We start from the raw sequence: 21296 nt of genomic DNA, 5'->3' as shown, positions 1-21296 counted from the left end.
TCTTATTCCGAGAGCAGCAACCAGGTGAGCACGCCCCCCTCCAGGGGGCGCCAGCGCAAGGTGCAATGCCAACCGGCGGGCAGGCTGCCGCTGAGGGGGGTATTCAGAGCGAGGGTGATCTCCCCCTCCCTCAGGCAAAGGCAACTGGCATCGAGAAAGTCGAAGTAGCGCCCCACCCTGGGGTAGAGGGCCTTGAAGAGGCTCTCCTTGGCCGAGAAGAGCAGGGTCAGGGCGCGGGCCTCCCCCAGGGATGAGCGCGCCAGGCGCCCCCACTCGCCCTCATCGGCGATCACCGGCCACAGGCGCGGGGCCTCTCCCTCATCGAGCCAGGCCTCCATGTCGAGGCCAATGCCGGCCGCCCCCGGGCGTACCGCGCACAGGGCTACGCCGACCGAGCCGAGCACGGTGTGGCTGATGCTCCCCTCAAACCCAACAGGCCAGACGGGGGCGCGATCCGCACCGATCCCTACCTCATGGCCCACGACCCCTTGCTCGAGCAGGGCCTGATGCGCCGCGAGCCGGCCCGCCAGAAACTCCCCCTGCCGCTTGGGGGTGGCCCGACGCAGTGCCTCGGGCGACGTCATTCTGACCTGGTCCCAGACCGACTGGGTAAAGCGTGAGGGATCGAAGCAGACCCTGTGGCCCCACACCCCGGGGGCCAGCAATACCCGGTCTCGCTCACCGATAAAGCCACTCACCGCCTGCCTCTGCACTGTCACTCTCTCCTGCTCCCGGGGCTCCTGAGTCTGGGGAGAGGAGTGTAACAGCCTGGTACAGGCGCCACCACAAATACAAACCATTACCATTTGCGTTTGTGCTATAGTGAGCCGCCCGTTTGACCCCTGTTTTGCCACCATAAGGACATAGCGATGAAGTTTCCCCCCCCTCTGGCAGCCCTGGTGATGCTCCTGTGTGCCCTGCCGACCCAGGCAACCGACAGCCGCCGGGTTACCGATGCCGATGGCAACACCCTGAGCGTACCCGCTCACCCGACCCGGGTGGTGGTCCTGAGCGAGATCGATCTCGACACGGCGCTCACCCTGGGCGTGCAGCCGGTCGGCACCAGCAACGGTCGCGGACAGAACACCTTGCCCCGCTATCTGCTCCCCAAAGCGGGCACGGGGATCGCCATCGTCGGGGATCTGGATAACCCCAATCTGGAGCGCCTCATCGATCTGGAGCCGGATCTGATCCTGACCGGCCAGACCAAGCCAGAGCTGCTGCAGCTGCTCAACGAGATCGCCCCGACCGTGGTCACCGGCAAGTGGGGCGAGCCCTGGAAAACGGTGTTCGCGCGCGGCGCCAGGGCCCTGGGCCGCGAGGCCGAGGCTGAAGCCTTCCTCAAACGCTATGCCGAGCGCCTCCAGGAGTCCCATACCCGCCTCGCCGCCCACCAGGGTGAGCGCCTGAGCATAGTGCGCTGGAACCCCAAGGGGCCGAGCTATATGCACGGCTCGACCTTTGCCAGCAGCGTGGTCACCGAGATGGGGCTGACCCGTCCTCCCCACCAGATAGGTGACAGGACGCCTCACTCTGCAGCCCTGAGCCTCGAGTCCCTCAACCTGCTCGACGGTGACTGGCTGGTGATCGGCACCCTGAGCACCAGTGGCGATGCGGTCGATGCCATGCGTCAGGCCGAGCAGACCCCCGCCTTCCAGCAGCTGACCGCCATCCGCAGCAAGCGCTTCACGGCGGTCGATGGCTCCCTGTGGACCTCGGTCGGTGGCCCTCAGGCAGCCCTGCGGGTGATAGAAGACGTGGAGCGACTGCTGACCAAACCCGATGCAGCCCCCCTCACCCGCTAAGCCCGCCCCCAAAAGAGAAAGCCCGCTGCCGCGGGCTTTTTTGTTTTAAGGAAGGGGCAGGGCCTTTCTGTCTATCTTGCCGCTGCCGCCCTTGGGCAGGGTAGGCAGCAGCATGAGGCGGGCCGGCACCATGTAGTAGGGCAAGATGGCCTGCAGCCCCCGGCGCAAGGCGGGGCGGCTCAACGAGACGCCGGCTTTGGCCTCCACATACCCCACCAACATGGCCTCGTCCCCCTCCCCCCAGAGACGCACCGCCGCCTCCTGCACCCCGCTCTGGCGCCGCAGGGCCGCCTCTACCTCTCCCAGCTCGATACGAAAGCCGCGCAGCTTGACCTGATCGTCACGGCGTCCGAGATAGAGAAAACGATCCGCCCCCAGCCGGCGGACCCGGTCCCCGGTGCGATAGAGGCGACGGCCGGCGTGGGTCAGCTGGGCCGCCTCCCCAAGGTCGGGCCGCTCCCAGTAGCCGTCGAAGAGGGCCTCGCTCTCGATACAGAGCTCCCCCTCCCCCCGCTCGATAGCCGCCCCGCTTTCGTCGATGACCCAGTGGCGATAGCCGGACAGGCTATTGGTCAGGGTCACCTCTCCCGCGGCGCTCGTCACCTCACCGACCATCGACCAGACGGTGGCCTCGGTCGGACCGTAGCAGTGCCACAGGCGCCGGGTGCGCCGGCACAGCTCGGCGGCAAGCCCGGGGTCCAGAGCCTCCCCTCCACACAGGGCGGTGAGGTTCTCAGTGCCTTGCCAACCCGCCTTGAGCAGCATGCGCCAACTGGCGGGGGTCGCCTGCAGCCAGTTGAGACTGGCGTCCCCCTCGAGCAGGGCCAGGATCTTCGTGGGATCCTTGTGCTCCTCGCCGCTGGCCACCGTCAGTCGCCCCCCGCCCCAGAGGGGGCCCAGCATCTCGAGCAGGGAGATATCAAAGGCCGACGTGGTGATAAAGAGCCAGTGACACTCAGGGGTGAGACCGAGGCGCTCGGCAATCGCACTCAGGAAACGGTGCAGGGCCCGGCGGCTTATCACCACCCCCTTGGGCTCGCCGGTGGAGCCCGAGGTGAACATCATGTAGGCCGCCACCCCGTCGTCGACCCGGGGCCAGTGATCCGCACTGCCCAAGCCGGCGCCACTTAGCGCCAGCCTGGGGAGACCCACATCCGGCCCCCCCTCGCCGTCGCACAACAGGGCCGAGAGACGGGCCCGCCGGGCAATCGTCTCGAGACGCGCCGCCGGGAAGGCGGGATCCAGAGGCACAAAGGTCAGCCCCAGGCGCAAACAGGCAAGAAGGCTTGCCACCAGATCCGGTGAGCGGGTGAGATAGAGGCCCACCCGCTCGCCGACCGCCAGCCCCTCGAGCAGCCCCGCTATCTGGCCGACCCGCTCAATGAGCGCCCCATAGCTCAGGGTTTGCCCTCCCATGGTGATGGCCGGGGCGTCGGGGTTTGCCGCGAGGCGAGCCCGCAGGCTGCCGGCCAGATCGGCAGAGGCCTGGGCCCCGCTCACGGCGCTCATGCCATCACCTCTACCGGGCTCTGGGCCTGCTCGCAGCAATAGGCTACCAGGGCCCTGAGGTTGCCCTCGAAGCGCGCCATCAGCGCCTCGCTCGCGGCCCCGTTGAGCGAGCCCACCTGACGCAGGGTCAGCTCGCCATCGAAGACGCCGCCGTGCAGGCTGATGAGCTCGGGGGGCAGGTTATCGGGATCGGACGGGCGACCCGGCGCCACCGGCAACGGCTGCCAGGGGCTGGCCGCCTCCCGATGGGAGACCCCCAGGTAGTTAAAGAGGATGGGGGCCAGGGGCAGCATTTTCCCTTCGGGATGGTGGCTTCGCAGCACGTTAAAGCCCACCCCCTTGTCTGGCACCGACCTTAGCAGCCCCTTGATGGCCTGCAGCGACGCCCCCCAGTCGCACCTATCCTGCAAGGCCAGGGGATAGGTGCTGGTAAACCAGCCCACGGTGCGGCTGACATCGAGATCCGGGGCGATCGCCTCACGCCCGTGCCCCTCGAGCATCAGGGTGTGGCGCTCCCCGTATCCCAGCTCGCGCAGGGTGCGCATCAGGGCGGCGAGCAGCAGCTCGGCCACCCGGCTCTCGAAGGGGCGATTTGCCTCGTCGATGAGACGAGCCGTGGTCTGCCTGTCCAGCCGCAGCAAGGCGGCGGCCGCTCGCCCGTCCACGGCGCGCGCCGCCAACAGGGGGGCCGAGGCGGGCAGCAGCTGGGCACGCCAGAAGGGGAGCTGCTCTGCCGCCTGCGCCGTGTAGGCGGTAAGCCCCTCGCCCCACTGGCGATAGCTGCTCCCCTTCTCCCCCAGCGGCTCGTCACGGCCGAGGCGGGCCAGATCGTCGACCAGGATGCGCCAGGAGACGGCGTCAGTCACCAGGTGGTGCAGGGCCATGAAGAGCCCCTCGACCCGCTCTCCTTCCACGAGCAGGTTGTGCACGCGCGCCCAGGCCAGGGTGTGACCGCTGGCGGGATCGAACCCCTGTTGCAGGGCGGTGAGCCGTCCCTGCAGGGCCGCGTCATCGAGCCCGGCGGCATCGATGCGGTGCAGGGGTGGCAGGGGCAGCACCTTGAGGTAGTTCTGCCCCCGGGGCGTCACCGCCAGGCGCAGGGCATCGTGGTGATCGCGCAGGGCACGAAGCAGCCCCATGAGCCGGTCATCCTCGATGCCGGCCGGCAGGCGCACTATCACCCCCTGGTTCCAGTGCTCGGCGCGCTCATACCCCTGCTCGAAGAACCAGTGCTGAATCGGATGCAGGGGGAAGGCCCCCTCGAGCAGCCCCTGCTCGCTGCGAGCCTGGGCCCGGGAGGTACCGAGCAGGCGGCAGAGGCGGCGCACCGTCTTGGCCTCGAACACCTCCTTGACGCTGCAGTGCAGCCCCGCCTCCCGCAGCCGGGTGGTAAGGGCAATGCTCAGGATGGAGTCGCCCCCCAGGCGGAAGAAGTCATCCTCCACCCCGAGCGGTTGCTTGAGCACCGCCTGCCAGATCCCGAGCACCTGACGCTCGAGCGCCGAGTCCGGCTCGGCGCGGCTCTCTTGCCACTCGATGGGGGGCAGGCGGCGCAGATCCAGCTTGCCGTTGGGGGTCAGAGGCATGCTCTCCAGCCAACACAGACGCGCCGGCACCATGTACTCGGGCAGCAAAGTGCCCGCCTGTTGCAGCAGGGCCTCGGGGTCGGGGCTCTCGCCCCCTTGCTGCGTGGCATAGGCCACCAGGCGCCCCTGCATCACCACCACCTTGATCTGGCCGATGGCCGGGCAGAGCTCGGCCAGACGACTCTCTATCTCGCCGGGCTCGATGCGATAGCCTCTTAGCTTGATCTGCTCATCGAGGCGCCCCAGGTACTCATACTGCCCATCCCGGCGCAGCCGCGCCCGATCCCCGGTGCGATAGAGGCGCACCTCGCTCCCCGCCAGGGTGCTGGTGATGAAGGCCTCCTTAGTGCGCTCGGGCAGGTTGAGGTAGCCCCGGGCCAGCCCAAGGCCCGCCAGACAGAGCTCTCCCGGCACGCCGGCAGGCACGGGGTGGCCCGTTTCATCGAGGACCACAGCCCGGATCCCCTGCACCGGACGCCCTATGGTGATGGGTTCACCGGGGCGAAGCCGGGTCGAGAGGGCCGTCACCGTGCACTCGGTCGGACCATACATGTTGTGCAGGGCCACCCGGTCGCCCCAGCGCTCGACCAGGCGCTCGGGGCACGCCTCGCCCCCCACACCAATGGCACGGACAGCGCCGAGACTCGCGGGGGGAGCCAGGTTGGCCAGCAGGGCCGTGGGCAGGATCAGGTGGCTGACGCCCCGGGCAATGGCCTCTTCGATCACCCCTTCACCGGGCTCGGCGAAGTGCAGGGCGGCGCCGCAATAGAGGGGAAGCAGGGTGGTCATGTTGCCCGCATCGAACGAGAGAGACATGCAGTTGAGCATGGCCCCCTCCGGCGCCAACTCGAGGCGCGCCTGGTGATCCCTCATCAGATTGAGCAGGGCCCCCTGCTCCACCATGACCCCCTTGGGCAGGCCAGTGGTGCCCGAGGTGTAGATGATCTGGGCCAGCATGCCAGCGTCGCGGGGGCAGTGCGGGGGCTCGGCACCCTGCGGGCTCGGCTCGTGCAACGCCAGCTCGCCCAGCGGCTGGTAGGCGATGCCCCGACGCTCGCACGCCGCGCCAAGGCGCGGGTCGGGAGCGCCCCCCAGCACCAGGGGAATGGCCGCATCCGAGATGAGATGGGCGAGGCGCTCGGCAGGATAGGCGGGATCGAGCGGCACATAGGCGGCGCCGGCCTTCCAGCAGGCGAGCAGGGCCACCACGAAGGCCGACTCGCGCCGGGCCTGAATGCCGACGGCCGCCCCCGTGTTCACCCCGTGGGCTTGCAGCCAGTGGGCCAGCCGGTTGGCCCTGTGCTCCAGCTCGGCATAGGTCAGGGCGCCATCGTTATCGCACACCGCCACCCCCAGGGGTCGCCGGCGCGCCCCCTGCTCTATGTGGCAGAGCAGGGTGTCGCGGCTCGGGTATTCCGTGGGCAGGGTGGCCAGCTCGGCGCCAACGCGCGCCTCTAGCCCCTCCTCCAGCGGTAACTGCCACACCGGGCACTCCGGCGCCTCGAGCACCGCCCCCATCAGGTGCAGCAGGCGGTCGGCATAGGCCTCTATGGTCTCGCGCTCGAACAGGGCGGTGGCAAACAGCCAGTCCACCCTGACCGACTCCATCAGCTCGGTCACCTTGACCGAGATGTCGGTCTTGGCGGGGAGCACGGGGGAGGTCTCCTCCACCATGCGGCAGCCCGGGATGAGATCGTCAAAATCCACCTTGGCCTGATAGACCAGCATGATCTGGAAGATGGGGTTGATAGCGGTGGTGCGATCGGCGCCGATCGCCTCGGCCAGCGCCTCGAAGCGGTAGAGCTGGTGATCGAAGGCCGCCAGATCCTCCTCCCGGCACTGCTGCAGGTAGTCGATAAAGCTCGGGTTCCCCTCGATGCGGGTCCGCAGCACCAGGGTGTTGACGAAAAAGCCCACCAGAGACTCTATCTCGTGGCGCTCCCGATAGGCGAGCGGGGTGCCGATCACCAGCTCCCGCTCGGCGCTCTGGCGCACCATCAGCAGGGCGAAGAGGGCGTGCAGGCCGATGAAGCTGGAGGTGTTGTGACGCTGACACAGACGCTTGAAGCGGGCCCAGAGCCCGTTGTCTATGGTCGAGAAGACCAGCTCGCCGCCGCTCTCCTGATGGGCGGGCCTGGGCTTATCCAGAGGCAGCCCGTGCACCTCGGGGCTTCCCTGCAGCCGCTCGACCCAGAAGGGGCGAAACTCGGCGTGGTAGTCGAGAAAGCGGGGGGAGTTAAACCAGTGGGCATAATCGAGGTAGTTGAGGGCCAGCGGCGCCGGGGCATGGGCCTGCCCGGCCTGGAAGGCGAGGAAGGCCGGCTTGAGGTCGGCAAAGAGGTTTTTGACCGACCAGCCGTCGGAGATGATGTGATGCTGGGTGATAAGCAGCACATGCTCCCGGGGCTGCACCCGGATCAGGTGCACCCGGGTCAGATCCCCCCGGGTGAGGGAGAAGGGACGCTCTATCTCCTCGCGCACCCGCCGCGCCACATAGGCCTCGCGCTCGGCCACGGGACGCTCGCTCACCTCCTCTATGGTCAGGGTGAAGGGGGTGTGGGGCAGGATCTCCTGACGGCCCCGCCCCGCCTCGTCACGCACGAAGCGGGTACGCAGGCTGGGGTGACGGGCAAACAGGCTGTCGAAGGCAAACTCCAGCGCCGCCGTGTCGAGCTCACCGCGCACCCGGAAGTAGACCGGCATGTTGTAAAGGTGCGAGCTCTCCTCGTACTGCTCGATAAACCAGAGCCCGCTCTGGGAGGAGGAGAGCGGCCCCACCGCCAACCCCTGCGCCTCGATGGGGGCCTCAAAGGCCGCACGGGCACTCAGGCAGCGCACCAGCGCCTCCTTGTGCTCGCGGATGAGGGCGCCGATGGCAGGGGTGAGTGCCTCCTTGCTCGACTGGGAGACCAGTTGCCCCTTCTCGTTGAGGGCCAGCTTCACCCCCTGACGTTCCAGCTGCTTGAGCAGCCCTATCATGTTGTTCATCGTGTCTCTCCGGGGTCAGGCGCCGAGGGTGGCGCCACCGTCGACCACCAGGTCTTGTAGTGTGATATGGCTGGCCAGATCCGAGGCCAGGAAGAGGACGGCGGCGGCGACTTCCGCCGTGTTCGCCAGCTTGGCCAAGGGGATCCCCAGCTTGAACTGCTCCGGCAAGCCGGCGATGGTGCGGCTCAGCGCCCCCTCATCGGGCAGCATGCCCCGCAGCATGGGGGTATCGGTCGACCCCGGTGAGACCAGGTTGACCCGCACCCCGAAGGGGGCGAGCTCCAGCCCGGCGGTCCGGGTCAGGCTGCTTACCGCCGCCTTGGAGGCGCAGTAGGCGGCCATCTGCATGCGCGGCACATGGGCCGCGTTGGAGCTCACCGTCACTATGCTGCCCCGCCCCTGCCCCTTGAAGTGAGGGGTGACGGCGCGCAGCAGGGAGAATACCGCCCCCGCATTGACCCCCATGCAGTCGTGCCAATCCTCATCGCTGAGGTGCTCGAGACTCCCCAGGCGCAGCACGCCGGCGGCGTTAACCAGCACATCGAGCCCCTCCTCGAGGAGCTCGGCGGCGCAGCGGCTGACCGCAGCCCCGTCACGCAGATCGAGCTCGCGCACCCCGTAGGCGTAAGGGGGCTCGGGGAAGTGGAGATCGAGCCCCACCACAGTGGCCCCCGCCGCCACAAACTGTTCGGCCACGGCGCGACCTATGCCGCGCCCCGCTCCCGTCACCCAGACCCGCTTGCCGTCAAAGTGCCATCTCATCTCGCTGTGCTCCCTCACCACACCATCTCCACACTCTCCTCCTTTGCGACCTGCTGGCCGTCGAGGAAACGACAAAAATCGTCTAGACAGGGGTGATCGAAGAGATCCGACACCTTGACCTGCAGGCCAAACTCGGCCGCCAAGCGGTTCACTATCTGAATGGTCTGCAGGGATTGCCCCCCCAGCTCGAAGAAGTTGTCGGTGGGGGTGATGGCGCCAATGCCCAGGATCTGCTGCCAGATGGCCGCCACCTTCCCCTGGGTCTCGCTCTCCATCGTCACCCGGGTCTCGCTACTCAGGTAGTCGGCCAGCAGCCCCTTGCGGTCAATCTTGTTCGAGCCGGTGCGCGGCAACCTGTCGTAGTGGCGATAGTCGGTCGGGATCATGGCGGCGGGCAGCACCCGGGCCAGCTGCCCCTTGATGGCGCGGCTGTCTCGCTCGCTGCCGGCCACGAAGGCCACCAAACGGCGTACGCTCCCCTCGCTCACCCCCTGCACACAGGCCTCATCGATGCCGGGCAGGGCCAGCAGCCTCGCCTCCACCTCGCCGGGCTGGATGCGATAACCGCTTATTTTGAACTCGTTGTCGCGCCGTCCCAGATAGACGAGGCGCCCCTCCCAACGCACCCGATCCCCGGTGCGATAGACGCGGCGCTCCTCATTGCCGACCCGAAGCGAGTCGAAGCTGCCGCTGACTCCGCCCACATAGCCGTCGGCCAGTTGGGGGCCGAGCAGCACCAGCTCCCCCTCCTCGGCGGGGAGATCCCCCTCACTCAGGATCAGGGCCTGCATCCCCGGCAGGGGCAGACCGATGGGCAGCTGGACCTGGGCGGGATCTTCCTCTTGCAGATCCTGGCTGGTCACCACCACGGTCGTCTCGGTGGGGCCATAGGTGTTGATGAGGCGCACGTCGCGCCGCCCCTGGCGTTGCCACTGGGCGAGTTGCTCCGGATAGACGGCCTCCCCCCCGATGATCACCACCTCGAGCGGAGCCGGAATCCCGACCAGCCCGGCCCCCAGAGCAACCACCCACTCGTTCCAGAAGGCGGTGGGAAGATCCAGGTGGCTGATGGCCAGGGTCTCAATCCCCTGGGCGAAGGCAGGTATGGAGTCGAGCAGGGCGTCGGTGCGCAGTACCAGGGTGGCGCCGGCACTCAGGGTGGCAAACACCTCCTCGATGCTGGCGTCGAAGTTGAAGGGGGCAAACTGCAGCACCCGCGCCCCCGCCTGCAGTCGATAGCGGCACCGCGCCGCCGCCGCGAAGTGGTTGAGGGCCCCGTGCCCCACCGCCACCCCCTTGGGCAGGCCCGTGCTGCCCGAGGTAAACATCAGGTAGGCGGGCGTCGCCTCACTCGGTGCCAGCCAGAGGCGGTCTTCGCTCACCAGTTCGCTCACCGGCAGCACACGGCCGCCAAAGATGGGCGCCAGGGTATGGCGATAGGCCTCTTCGGTGATGAGGGTGGCGATCTCCCCCAGACGCACTATGTGCCCCTGGCGCTCGCCGGGCTGATCGGGGTCGAGGGGTACATAGACGGCGCCGGCCATCAGGATGGCGAGCTGGACCATGACCGCCTCGGGGCTGCGCGAGAGCATGACCCCCACCCGCTCACCGGGCAGGACCCCGACCTCTTGCAGGGCGGCCGCCATCTGCTCGCAGCGGCGCTGCAGCGCCCCGTAACCGATGCGCCGCTCCCCCTGCTCGAGGGCCACCCGCTCGGGGTGCTCCCGGGCAACCTGGGCCAGGGCATCGAGCACAGGGCGCACCACGAGCGCCTCCTCTGCAGGCCCCGCGATGAGGGCATGCGCGCGCGCCTCGGCCAGCCAGGCGCCCTTGAGGGCCGCAAGGCTCAACTCGGGCTGTGCCAGCCAGCGCCCCAGCAGCGTCAGCAGGGTGTCGGCGATGGTGGCCAGCGCGGCGGTGGAGTAGCAGGCAGGGTTGGCGTCGAGATCCAGCGTCGGCACCCCGTCAGCCCCCATCTGCACCTCGATGGTGAGATCCTCGACCGGTCCGGCACTGATGCTGAGGGTACGGGCGCTCAGGGGGCCGAAGCGGCGGGCATGATCGAAGGGCATGATATTGACCAGGGGGCCGAACAGGCGCTTATCCCCCCCCACCAACCCCAGATCCCGGCGCAGGCTCTCGTAACGGTAGTGCTGGTGCTTGCGCACCGCGCGCTTGGCGGCGGCCACCTGGCGAGCGGTGCCGGGCAGATCGCCCGTCTCCTCCAAAGTCAGCGCCAGGGGGGTGATGTTCATCTGCATGCAGGGCACGGTCAGCGACGCCGAGCCGATGCGGTTCATCATCATCAGGCCAAGCAGGGCATGGGGCTCGCGACTTCCGAGGGAGAGCTGGCCGGCCAGGGTGGCCAGCAGCAGATCGGGCCAGCCGAGGCGATGCTGGTCGGCCACCCGCACCAAGGCCTGCCACAGGGCCGGGGGGAAGGCGCGACTCTCGCGAATAAACTCGGCGGCGATGGGGGCGCGGGTAGCACTGAAGCTGCGCACCGCAGGCCAGGCTTGCAACTGGCTCAGCCAGAAGTCGCGGGCGGCGGCGTTCTTGCCACTCTCTTCACGCTGGCGCTCCTCGGCCAGCACCTCATCGAGGCGGCCGAAGGGCGAGGCAGGCCCCTCCTCCCCCGCCAGGGCCGCCTCATAGAGGGCGGCGACGCGCTGGAACAGCAAGGTGGTGCCAAAGCCATCGAGGGCGATATGGTGCACGCAGCTGTAGAGGTAATCCCAGGCCTCTGCGCGCAGCAGGGCAAAGCGGCAGGGAGGCTCGCCGGTGAGATCGAACGGACGGCGCAGATCGCCCCAGGCCCAGGCGCGGACAGCCTCTTCGCCACCACTCAGGGTGAGCACCTGCCAGGCCAGGGGGGCCTCGTCGGCCACGAAGCAGACGGCGTCCCCATCGGTCTCGACATGTCCCTGCAGCGCCTGACACTCGCGCACCGCTTGCCACAGCGCCTGCTGCAGCAGGACAGCGTCTACCCGGCCGTCGAAGGCGATGCACTCGGCCGTGTTAAACATGGCCTTGTCGTCGTTGAGCAGATGGGCAGACCAGAGCCCCTGCTGGGGAATGGTGAGGGGGAAACGGCTCACGCTGTCACCTCCAGGGCGCTGCGTCTTTGCTCGACCAGGCGCCACCAGGCGTTGAGGGTGGGCACGCGCGCCAGATCCACAAAGCTCAGCTCCACCCCGGCGGCGCGCCACTCGGTGAGCAGCCCCATGATGCGCACCGAGTCGAGACCATAGTCGATCAGGCTCTCGTCGGGGTCGAACGCCTCCTCCTCATCATCGATGTGGCTGAGCAGGCGCGTCTTGAGCCCCTCATAGGTGAGCAGAGGCATGGCGGCAGGCTCCATGGCCAGCGCCTCGGCGCAGGGGATCACCTTGCCGCAGCGGGTCGCCACGTAATCGAGGGCCATTTGATGCTCTTCTTGAGAGAAGTCGGCGATGCCGTCGGCCAGGAAGAAGGGCTGAATGTCGCGCATGAAGGCATCACAGGCGGTCATCATGCAGCCGATGTGGCCATAGATGCCGCCGATGATGAGCTGATCGCGCCCCTGCTCACGCAGCATCTCCTCGAGGGGAGAGCGATGAAAGGCGCTGTAGCGCCACTTGACCAGCACAGTGTCGTCGTCCTCGGGGGTGAGCGCCGCGACGATGGCCTGCTGCTCGGGGCGCTTGGTGAGCCCGGCACCCCACATATCATTGAGCAGCGCTCTCTCCTCGGCGCTCTGCGCCTTGGGCTGGGCCGTGTAGTAGACCGGGATGCCGAGGGCCTTGCAGTGGCGGCGCACTGTGGCCAGACGCTCGATGAGGGCCACGACCATGGGGCTCTGCTCGCCGTAGAAGGCGGTGAAGTACTCCTGCATGTCGTGAATGAGCAGGGCGGCGCGCTTGGGGTCGAGGCGCCAGCTCACCTTGTTGCTCTTCCACTGGGTCGGCATGGGGTAGGAGGTCAGGGTTGGGATAGCCATGAATATCGATTCCTTGTATCAGTTCGTGTCGAGAAGCCGCGCGATGCGGGCGCGCAGCCCCTGTTTGTCAATCTTGCCCACCGCCGTCATGGGCAGGGCATCGAGCCGCTCGACGCGATCGGGCAGCTTGAATTCGGCCACGCCGCGCCCGCGCAGGAACTTGCGCAGGGCCAGGGGCTTGAGGGAGGGGTCAGAGGTGACGATGAAGGCGCAGCTTTTCTCCCCCATGACGCTGTCGGGCATGGAGACCAGGGCCGCCTGGCTGATGGCCGGGTGGTGGAGCAGCTGGTTCTCGACCTCTTCGGCGGCGATCTTCTCCCCGCCCCGGTTGATCTGATCCTTGAGACGGCCGACCACGGTGAGGTAGCCGTCGGCGTCCTGCACCACCAGATCCCCGGAGCAGTAGAAGCCCTCGGCATCGAAGACCCGGGCGTTGTGCTCGGGGCTCTGGAAGTAGCCGCGAAAGGTGTAGGGCCCCCGGGTGTGGAGGGCGCCGCTCTGACCGGGGGGAACCGGCAGCCCGGCGTCATCAAGGATGCGGATCTCGTCATCCGGGCACATGGGGCGCCCCTGGGTGTGCAGTACTTTTGCCTCGGGATCCCCCAGCCGGGTGTAGTTGACCAGGCCTTCGGCCATGCCAAACACCTGCTGCAGGGCGCAGCCGAGCTCGGGCTCCACCCGCCTGGCCACCGCCTCGGGCAGCTTGGCGCCGCCGACCTGCAGCAGGGTGAGCGACGAGAGTCTGGCCCGGGCGGCCGAGTCCAATGCCGCCGCCTCGAGCCAGAGAGAGAGCGCCGGTGGCACCAGGGCCGTCATGGTGACGCCGTGACGCTCGATGAGGGGGAAGCAGCCATCGGGGCTCGGGTTGGGGGCCAATACCAGGGCCCCGCCAGCCTCGAACACCCCCAGAGCCCCGGGGGAGCTCAAGGGGAAGTTGTGCGGGGCCGGCAGGGCGCACAGATAACGGGTTTTCGGACTCAGCCGGCAGATCTCCGCACTGCGCCGGACGCTGTAGTAGTAGTCGTCGTGGGTGCGCGGAATGAGCTTGGGGGTGCCCGTGCTCCCCCCGGAGAGCTGGAAGAAGGCCACCTCGTCGGCCGGCGTCGGGGCAAAACCGCTCACCTCCCCTGGCGCCAGCCAGTGGGCGAGACCCTGGCTCCCTTCGACGCCGTCGAGCAGGGTCAGCTCGGCCCCGATGTCGGCCAGCAGCGCCTCTCCCCCGTCACTGCCGGCAAAGAGGGGATGAGCAACGGCACCGATGAAGAGGCGTGGATGAATCTGCCCGGCATAGGCCAGCAGCTCGAGGCGACTGTGGCTGAAGAGGGCGTTGACCGGCGCCACCCCGACTTTGAGCAGGGCGAAGAGGACGATGTAAAACTCGGCCACGTTGGGTAGCTGCACCAGGGCGGTGTCACCGTGCCCCAGCCCCCGCCGGGCCAGCTTGCCTGCCAGCAGACTCGAGGCGGCATCGAGCTCACGGTAGGTAAAGACGCGCTCGCCGCAGAAGATGGCCGGTGCACTCGGGTCGCGCTCCCATTGACGGCGCAGGATCGCCGTGAGCGGCTCACCGCGCCAGTACCCCAGGCGGCGGTAATGCTCGGCCAGATCATCGGGCCAGCGGCTGTAGGGAATGGGGCGACTCACAGGGCCACCTCACAGTCCACGCCCAGGGCTCTTAACATGGTGCCGAGCTTGGTGCCGGTCTCGGCCCACTCCATGGCGGGATCGGAGCCTGCGACTATGCCGGCCCCAGCAAAGAGCTCGACCCTGTGGCCATCGAGCACGCCGCAGCGGATCACCACGGCCCACTCGCCGTTGCCCCGGCTGTCACACCAGCCGACGATGCCGCTAAAGAGGGCACGACGAAATGGCTCTCGCTCCCGGATAAACTGGCGCGCCAGCTCGGTGGGATAACCGCACAGGGCCGGTGTGGGATGAAGGCGACAGGCCAGGGGCAGCACGCCCACCTCATCAGAATGAAGCTCGCCCCGGATCGGGGTGCCCAGGTGCCAGAGGGTGTCGGTGCTCATCAGGGTGGGGCTCGCCGGGATCGCCAGCGCCCGGCAGTGAGGGGCAAGCACGCGGCGGATCTCGTCGATCACCAGCCGGTGCTCATGCTGATCCTTACCCGAGGCGAGCAGCGCGCTGGCCACCGCACGGTCTTGCTCGGGGGCGCTGCCCCGCTTGGCCGAGCCGGCCAGGGGATGGGTAAAGATCTCGCCGTCGCGCACCCGCAGCAGCAGCTCGGGGCTGGCCCCAAGCAGGCAGCGACCGCCGCCCAGGGGAAGGGAGAAGTGAAACGCGTGAGGGTTTTGGCTGACCAGACGCTCGAGCACGCGCGCAGGCTCGACGGGCTGGCGCAGCTCGAGGGCAAGCTTTCTCGACAGCACCACCTTGGCCAGGGTGCCAGAAGCAAACGAGTCGAGGGCCGCGCTCACCGAGGCCTTGAACTCCCCGGCTGCAGGCAGGCTCTGCACCGAGATAGCCTGATTGGTGAGGGGCTCGCTTGCCCTGGGCTGCGGCCTCGGCCCCCGCTCGGTCCTGCCCGGCACATAGAGGCAAGACGCCTCGGCCGGATCGAAGGCAAAGGCTCCCATCAGCAGGGGGTTCTCCTGACCGGCACGCCGGGCCTGCTCCAGCGCATCGGCAATCTGGCGCTCTAAACGAGCCCACTCCCCCGCCGGCGTCACCATAGGCTCGCCGAGCTCGTAGGCCCGGATCTCCCCCTGCTCGGATGAGAAGAGCAGATCGGGCATGAGTGCCTGCTCCGGGGTACGGGTTTCCATCATGTGAGTATCCATATCAGACCCAATCAACATAAACACTAATGATAATGATTATTGATATCAGATTAGGGTCGCTAAAATACTCGCACTGAAATCGCCCGGTCAATGGAATTTGTCCTCTCAATAAGGCTCCGCTTATTGACAACATCAACCATTGGCGCTCACTTTCTACCCAACTGGGCGTCGTATATTGATAATTATTTTCATTTAAACAAGAATGGGCCCCACTTTCTGATGGAGCCCTCCCCATGCCTCACTCCCTGCCAGTCAACCGTCCACGACTGCTCACGGTCAAACGCATCACCGACCTCTCCAAGGGGCTACGCCGCCTCACCCTGAGCAGCCCCGATCTGGCCGACTACCCCTTCACCTGTGGTGGGGCCCATATCAAGATCATGCTGCCGCGCCCCGGGCAGAGCGAGATAGTGCTGCCGATACCCACTCCCCAGGGGCCTCGCTGGGACGATCCGGCGACGCGCCCCATCATCCGCACCTTCACCCTTCGCGCCTTTCGCCGTGAACGGCTGGAGCTCGATATCGACTTCGCCCTGCACGGGGAGCTGGGCCCTGCCAGCCACTTTGCCCTGCATGCCGTCCCCGGCGACAGACTGGCCATCTCTGGACCTGGCGGCCCAAACCCCATGCTGCAGGAGGCCGACTTCTACTACATGGCCGGCGATCTCACCGCCCTGCCCGCCATTTGTGCCATGGCCGAGGTGATGAGACCCGGGGCCAGGGGGGAGATCGCCTTGCTGGTACCGGATGAAGAGGAGATCCACCCCCTGGCGCTGCCATCCGGGGTCAATCTAAGCTGGTTTGTCGGTGGAGCCGAGCAGGCTCAGGCCCTGATCGCGCATCTCACCGCACTCCCCATGGAGCGCGAGAAGAGCTATTTCTGGTTTGGGGGCGAGGAGGGGCTGGTGCTGCCACTACGACGGCACACGCGGCGCATCCTGGATGTGGATCGCCGGCAAGTTTACGCTGTGCCCTATTGGCGACTTGGCAAGAGCGAGGATGCCTATCATCAGGATCGCCATGAGGCCATGGAGAGCGAGGCATGAGGCTCAAGGGAGTGATCCCGGAGCAACTCACTTAATTGACTTTGAAATCAATAAAATATCCCCCCATTAGCAGGGGTTGCATATGGGAGCCAAAGATCGATAATGCGAATCACTATCATTTATTGCTAAGCGAGCATGCCCCCAGGCAGCGCTCGTGATGCCACGCTTCACAAGGTAATACGGATGTCACTGCACAACTCGGTCATGCGCGCCCTCCCCGTAGAGGCCCTCCCTACTCCGGCCCAACTGCTGGCTCGACTCCCCTGTCCTGCCACCACTCACGGGATGATCCAGGGTGCTCGCCATCAGATCCGGCAGATCCTGAGTGGTCAGGACGACCGCCTGCTGGTGGTGATAGGCCCCTGCTCCCTGCACGATCCCAAGGCAGCGCTGGAATATGCGCGGCGCCTTAAAGGGCTGGCCGATGAACATCAAGAGGATCTGTGCATTGTCATGCGCGCCTATTTCGAGAAACCACGCACCACCATAGGGTGGAAGGGACTCATTTTTGACCCTCATCTCGATGGCAGCCACGATATCAATCATGGGCTGCAACTGGCTCGGGAACTGCTGCTTGCGATCAATGAGATAGGGCTGGCGACGGCTACCGAGTTTCTCGACACCACCAGTTTCCTCTACCTGGCCGACCTGGTCAGCTGGGGCGCCATCGGTGCACGCACTACCGAATCCCAGGTACACCGTCAACTCGCCTCGGCGCTCCCCTGCCCGGTAGGCTTCAAGAATGGCACCGACGGCAATATCAGAGTCGCTATCGACGCCATTCTGGCGAGCCAGGCCCCTCACCTCTTCACCGCCCCGGGTCATCAGGGGGGCATGATGGTGGTGAGCAGCGAGGGCAACGAGAGCGCTCATATCATCTTGCGTGGCGGCCAGACCCCCAATTATCACCAGAATGATGTGGAGGCGGCAGCCGCACGGTTACAACGGGAAGGGCTGGCCGCGCGGCTGATGGTCGACTGTAGTCACGGTAACAGCCAGAAACAGCACAGCAATCAGAGCCGGGTGGCGGCCGAACTGGCAAGACAGATGGGTAACGGGAGCGAGTATGTCGCCGCCGTCATGGTCGAGAGTTTTTTAAAAGAGGGGAGCCAAGCCCCCGCCCCACTGGCAAGTCTGCACTATGGCCAGTCAGTGACCGATGCCTGCCTCGGCTGGGAAGCGTCCGTGGCGCTTGTCGGCGTGCTGGCAGAGGCGGTGCAGGCTCGCAGGTACCATCAGGGTAGACGCCATGAGGTTCTGCTGGCCGGTTAACACAGGCCCGAAGCAAAGCGGGGCAGCCAGGCTGCCCCCGGCATTTACTCCAGAAGGAAAACGGCCTCAACCCTGTCGCTGAGCACTATGCTCTGCTGCTGATAGGTGTTTTCCTGGGCATCGGGCGCCGCCATCGCCATCATCTTGTAGTTGCGCCCATAGACCGGGGCGGGCTGCTGCGCGTCATACTCCACCGCATAGATCTTGCCCAGCTTGGCGCCAAAGCCGTTTGCCAGGCTTTGGGCCTTGGCCTTGGCATCCTCCACGGCGGCGAGGCGAACCTTCTCCTTCTCCTCTTTGGCATCTTTAAGCCCGTACTCGATCTGGGAGACGGTCTCAAGGCCTGCCCCCAGTGCCGTTTCCATCAACTGGCTAAGCTTTTCAAGCTGATAGAGCCTGACCGAGAGCTGGCGTTGGGCACGATAACCCAGCAGCTGCGGCTTCTTCTCGGGGGCATATTGATACTCGGGAGAGACCACCAGATTGCCCGCGTCCACATCGCTGCGCTTGATCCCCAACCCCTCAAGCTTGCCGAAAAAGGCGGCCACCTTGGCATCCACCTGTTGTTTGGCCTTGAGACCATCCTTTTGCAGGGCCGTCACCGAGACAGAAAGGGTCGCCATATCGGGCTCCACCTTGCGCTCGGCCACTCCGCTGACGCTCACATGCGCCGCCGTCGGCGCCTCGATGGCCCAGGCTGGCGAGAGCAGGAACAATACGGAAAGGGGAAGAATCGATTTGAACATCACACTCACCTCATGGGGATACGAACACACGAGGGATTATGCCACGAAGCGGGGAACGAACTAGATGGGGTGATGGGGCGGAATATCGAGCACGCTGTGGATATCGACCTCGCTAAAGAGCAGCCCCTCATCCAACCCGGGCAGGGGCGTCACCGTTCCTTCCGAAGTACCCAACCATTCGGGTTGATCATCCTGGAAGGCAAAAGAGTCCCACGTCAGGATCTGACCCGTCTCGGCAGAGAGGCTCTCCTGGCCCGGTTCAAGGGGTTGCTCCCAGAGTAGTGCCTCATCTCCCTGCGCCAACAAGTCGCCCCACTCGTTGCTCATCAGAGAAAAGAGGCTGAGCTCACTTTGTCCCTCCTCCCCACCGATCAGCAGGCTAAGCCCTTCAATGTCGGCACCGGGAAGGGGGGTAAAGGTGAGCTGCCCAGTGGAAAAATCCACATTCAGACAACCGGCCGGCTCACCTTCACGGTTCTCAATCTCGAGCTGTGAGAGGGTATGACCATCGAATCGGGTATGGTAGCCAAACTGGCCATGGCAATCGATCTGGTCACCGCTACAACTGTAACGAACCCCATCGATGTCCACCCACGATAATGCAGCCATACCTCACTCCTCATCTCAATAGTGGCGTCATATTACCAGATGTGGCGGCCATCAGAAGATGGCCACCCCATTTATGGATCAACCTTGAGATTGCCGTTAAGCAGCATCTCATCGATGATCTGCTGGTCACTACGGGTGCCCCCCATGGTCAGGTCGATGTTATCGAACTGAATCGTCTGGGTAGTGGTACCGGCACCGCTACCATCCAGGTCGATCACCAGGGTCGTTTTACCGCTACCAGGCCCAGAGCTGAAGGTCAGGAATTGATCCAGTGAGGTGGCATTGGCGTGCTCACCACTGAGCAGCTCGCTCAGATCCAGCACATCACCACCGACCCCCACCTGGAAGTCCTTAATTACATCCACTCCGGCACTGGCATCACCGCTGCCCCACTTGAAGGTGTCGCTGCCGCTGTCACCAACCAGAATGTCAGCCCCAAGACCACCGATCAGCGTGTCGTTTCCTGTACCGCCAATCAGCTTGTCAACACCGCCCATACCACTGAGGATATCGTTGCCATCCCCCCCAAACAGTATGTTGTCAAGGCTGTTGCCTGTGATGGTGTCATGATGGGCAGAGCCTATCGCGTCGAGCTGGCTTCCCCCCAGAGTAATCACAGTATCACTGGCCGCTGCGTGCATATCGACGGTAAAAGGAGCATCAGGCATCAGGTTGATATTGAGGCTGGAATTAGCCGTATCACCATCCCCGTCAGTCAATGTCACACCGAGATCAACGTTAACCGGAACCCCGGGAGTCGGGACCGAGACGCCAAAATCACCGATCTTGAAGTCACTACCACTGGCATAGTGAAACTCCAGGCTGTTGTAGCCATCGGCCGTATAGGCCGAGAGCCGGGTGTTATCCACCACCCCGGCCACAGTGGCCACGTAGGTCACTCCGGGGCCCGGGTCTCCATCAACAAAGCTCACGGTAAAGCTATGGCCTCCGACAGAGACAGTCTGGGTCAGACCTGCGGCCAGGCTAACGATGCGTGTAACGCCGCCATAAGCGATTGCGATTGCGGTCAGTGATTCCATGACCCCATCGCCAATCACATTGTCCACCGAACTGGACGAATCACTATCCTGGCGGGCGATCACCTTGACCGTGCTGCCCGCCCCCTTGATCGCCGTGAAGAGGGCAGAACCACCGTTGACATCATAGTGACCGTCGAAACTATGATTGTGGGTCGAGGAGTCCAGATAGCCACTGCCACCACTACTGGGCGAACCCGCCAAATCGATCACGAAGTCTACGCGCATCGCCTCACCACTGCCGACCGAGGCACCACCGCCGATCCCGCCTGTCGTTGCCGTGGTATTGACGGTGCCATCACCCATAGGGGTCAGCAGCAGGTCTTTGCTGTCATCGTTTGCAGCAGTGACAAAACCCGCCCAGGCCGTGTTACCACCGACGAAGTCATACCCGGCATTACTGAAATCGACTGAGGTATGCCCCCCATCCACCGATCCAACCATGTTGACGGCATAGGTGCCGTTGGCCGGATTCAGTACGACGGTAAAGACGGTTCCGACCCCCGTTGACCCAGTCAGCGTCAGCCCATCGACCGATAGAGCATAGGTAATGGGCAAACCACCGGATGTCAGCCCACTGTTGACACCATTGAGGGCCGAGCTAAAGCGCAATGTGGCACCATCAGCACCATAGTTGTTGGCCACAGAGCCATCCAGATCGAGCAGGAAAGAGGCGCTGCCTGCAGCGTTCATCATCACCGCCGTATCGGGCCTGATCACGGTCGGGGTGTCGTCATCCACGTTGATGGTCAGTACACCATCGGCCGTGTCGCTGTCTGCATCCGTGACCCGGTAGGTCAGGTTGAACACGGCGTTGTTTTCGTCACTGCCCGCCGCATGCTGGATCGGCGCGTTCTGGGTCACGCTGTAGGCGCCGGTTGCGCTGTTGACCGTCACCGTCAGCACCGTCACCACTCCCTGCTTCACCAGCAGCGAACTGCCCGACAGCTCGTAGCTAAACCCGGCCGGGGCCCCCGAGGTCAGCCAGGCGATGCTGCCTGCCCTATCGGCCCCTAAGCTGTGGCTCAGGGTACCGCTCACGTTGGCCGCATCCGCATCGTCACCCACCCCACCGGCATTGCCGCCGGCCAGGGCATCGTCATCGAGCTGCACCAAGGCATTGCTGCCCACACCAGGCACGTCATCCAGCACCGTC

Annotated in this window: 13 protein-coding genes and 1 pseudogene; 3 read left to right on the top strand and 11 right to left on the bottom strand. The window is 65.6% G+C overall.

Annotated elements, in window-relative coordinates:
• Positions 1 to 2: 2 nt before the first annotated feature.
• Positions 3 to 698 (bottom strand): 4'-phosphopantetheinyl transferase family protein, encoded by a 696-nt coding sequence (locus BN1133_RS16860; RefSeq protein ID WP_231686290.1) that lies wholly within the window; start codon positions 696 to 698, stop codon positions 3 to 5.
• Positions 699 to 869: 171 nt separating this feature from the next.
• Between BN1133_RS16860 and BN1133_RS16855 the strand changes: the two genes are divergently transcribed.
• Positions 870 to 1805, top strand: coding sequence for an ABC transporter substrate-binding protein (locus BN1133_RS16855; RefSeq protein ID WP_050667620.1), 936 nt, complete (start codon positions 870 to 872; stop codon positions 1803 to 1805).
• 45 nt (positions 1806 to 1850) lie between these two features.
• Here BN1133_RS16855 and BN1133_RS16850 read toward each other — a convergent pair whose 3' ends face one another.
• From BN1133_RS16850 to BN1133_RS16820, 7 genes and pseudogenes are all read right to left on the bottom strand, one after another.
• A complete protein-coding gene (locus BN1133_RS16850) occupies positions 1851 to 3314 on the bottom strand; it encodes an AMP-binding protein (protein WP_050667619.1) in 1464 nt (487 codons plus the stop codon).
• Positions 3315 to 3346: 32 nt separating this feature from the next.
• Positions 3347 to 7888 (bottom strand): annotated as a pseudogene (locus tag BN1133_RS16845) (amino acid adenylation domain-containing protein); the annotation flags it as partial.
• A 15-nt stretch (positions 7889 to 7903) separates the two neighbouring features.
• The gene (dhbA, locus tag BN1133_RS16840) at positions 7904 to 8650 is read right to left on the bottom strand and encodes a 2,3-dihydro-2,3-dihydroxybenzoate dehydrogenase (protein ID WP_050667653.1); all 747 of its coding nucleotides are present in this window, start codon (positions 8648 to 8650) and stop codon (positions 7904 to 7906) included.
• A gap of 14 nt (positions 8651 to 8664) precedes the next feature.
• Positions 8665 to 11748: a non-ribosomal peptide synthetase gene (locus tag BN1133_RS16835; RefSeq protein ID WP_050667617.1), complete on the bottom strand. Its 3084-nt coding sequence runs from the start codon at positions 11746 to 11748 to the stop codon at positions 8665 to 8667.
• On the bottom strand, positions 11745 to 12629 hold the full coding sequence (locus tag BN1133_RS16830; RefSeq protein ID WP_050667616.1) for an isochorismatase: 885 nt from the start codon (positions 12627 to 12629) through the stop codon (positions 11745 to 11747). The genes BN1133_RS16835 and BN1133_RS16830 overlap by 4 nt, the downstream gene beginning before the upstream one ends.
• A gap of 18 nt (positions 12630 to 12647) precedes the next feature.
• Positions 12648 to 14273: a (2,3-dihydroxybenzoyl)adenylate synthase gene (locus BN1133_RS16825; RefSeq protein ID WP_050667615.1), complete on the bottom strand. Its 1626-nt coding sequence runs from the start codon at positions 14271 to 14273 to the stop codon at positions 12648 to 12650.
• Positions 14270 to 15430 carry an isochorismate synthase gene (locus BN1133_RS16820; protein WP_050667614.1) on the bottom strand — a complete coding sequence of 387 codons (1161 nt, stop codon included), beginning with the start codon at positions 15428 to 15430 and terminating at the stop codon, positions 14270 to 14272. The genes BN1133_RS16825 and BN1133_RS16820 overlap by 4 nt, the downstream gene beginning before the upstream one ends.
• A 233-nt stretch (positions 15431 to 15663) precedes the next feature.
• Here BN1133_RS16820 and BN1133_RS16815 point away from each other — a divergent pair, with 233 nt between their 5' ends.
• Both BN1133_RS16815 and BN1133_RS16810 read left to right on the top strand, forming a co-directional pair.
• Entirely contained in the window at positions 15664 to 16476 is an 813-nt protein-coding gene (locus BN1133_RS16815; RefSeq protein ID WP_050667613.1) for a siderophore-interacting protein, read from the top strand.
• 183 nt (positions 16477 to 16659) lie between these two features.
• Positions 16660 to 17748: a 3-deoxy-7-phosphoheptulonate synthase gene (locus BN1133_RS16810; protein WP_050667612.1), complete on the top strand. Its 1089-nt coding sequence runs from the start codon at positions 16660 to 16662 to the stop codon at positions 17746 to 17748.
• Positions 17749 to 17792: 44 nt separating this feature from the next.
• Here BN1133_RS16810 and BN1133_RS16805 read toward each other — a convergent pair whose 3' ends face one another.
• The 3 genes from BN1133_RS16805 to BN1133_RS16795 form a co-directional block, all read right to left on the bottom strand.
• A complete protein-coding gene (locus BN1133_RS16805) occupies positions 17793 to 18494 on the bottom strand; it encodes an SIMPL domain-containing protein (RefSeq protein ID WP_050667611.1) in 702 nt (233 codons plus the stop codon).
• Between the two features lie 60 nt (positions 18495 to 18554).
• Complete coding sequence (locus BN1133_RS16800; RefSeq protein ID WP_050667610.1) at positions 18555 to 19103, bottom strand: hypothetical protein; 549 nt, start codon at positions 19101 to 19103, stop codon at positions 18555 to 18557.
• A 71-nt stretch (positions 19104 to 19174) separates the two neighbouring features.
• Positions 19175 to 21296, bottom strand: a 2122-nt coding sequence (locus BN1133_RS16795; RefSeq protein ID WP_157432354.1) for a type I secretion C-terminal target domain-containing protein, incomplete at its 5' end; no start/stop codon positions are given.

The sequence above is a fragment of the Aeromonas schubertii genome, from assembly GCF_000820105.1.
GTDB classification, from domain to species: domain Bacteria; phylum Pseudomonadota; class Gammaproteobacteria; order Enterobacterales; family Aeromonadaceae; genus Aeromonas; species Aeromonas schubertii.
This window is presented reverse-complemented; position numbering and strand designations above follow the sequence as displayed.

What these genes read in the sequence shown, in the direction of transcription:
- BN1133_RS16805 (WP_050667611.1), bottom strand. Translation starts at nt 18,494, where the DNA reads ATGTTCAAATCGATTCTTCCCCTTTCCGTATTGTTCCTGCTCTCGCCA.
- BN1133_RS16810 (WP_050667612.1), top strand. Translation starts at nt 16,660, where the DNA reads ATGTCACTGCACAACTCGGTCATGCGCGCCCTCCCCGTAGAGGCCCTC.
- dhbA (WP_050667653.1), bottom strand. Translation starts at nt 8,650, where the DNA reads ATGAGATGGCACTTTGACGGCAAGCGGGTCTGGGTGACGGGAGCGGGG.
- BN1133_RS16820 (WP_050667614.1), bottom strand. Translation starts at nt 15,430, where the DNA reads ATGGATACTCACATGATGGAAACCCGTACCCCGGAGCAGGCACTCATG.
- BN1133_RS16815 (WP_050667613.1), top strand. Translation starts at nt 15,664, where the DNA reads ATGCCTCACTCCCTGCCAGTCAACCGTCCACGACTGCTCACGGTCAAA.
- BN1133_RS16800 (WP_050667610.1), bottom strand. Translation starts at nt 19,103, where the DNA reads ATGGCTGCATTATCGTGGGTGGACATCGATGGGGTTCGTTACAGTTGT.
- BN1133_RS16830 (WP_050667616.1), bottom strand. Translation starts at nt 12,629, where the DNA reads ATGGCTATCCCAACCCTGACCTCCTACCCCATGCCGACCCAGTGGAAG.
- BN1133_RS16850 (WP_050667619.1), bottom strand. Translation starts at nt 3,314, where the DNA reads ATGAGCGCCGTGAGCGGGGCCCAGGCCTCTGCCGATCTGGCCGGCAGC.
- BN1133_RS16855 (WP_050667620.1), top strand. Translation starts at nt 870, where the DNA reads ATGAAGTTTCCCCCCCCTCTGGCAGCCCTGGTGATGCTCCTGTGTGCC.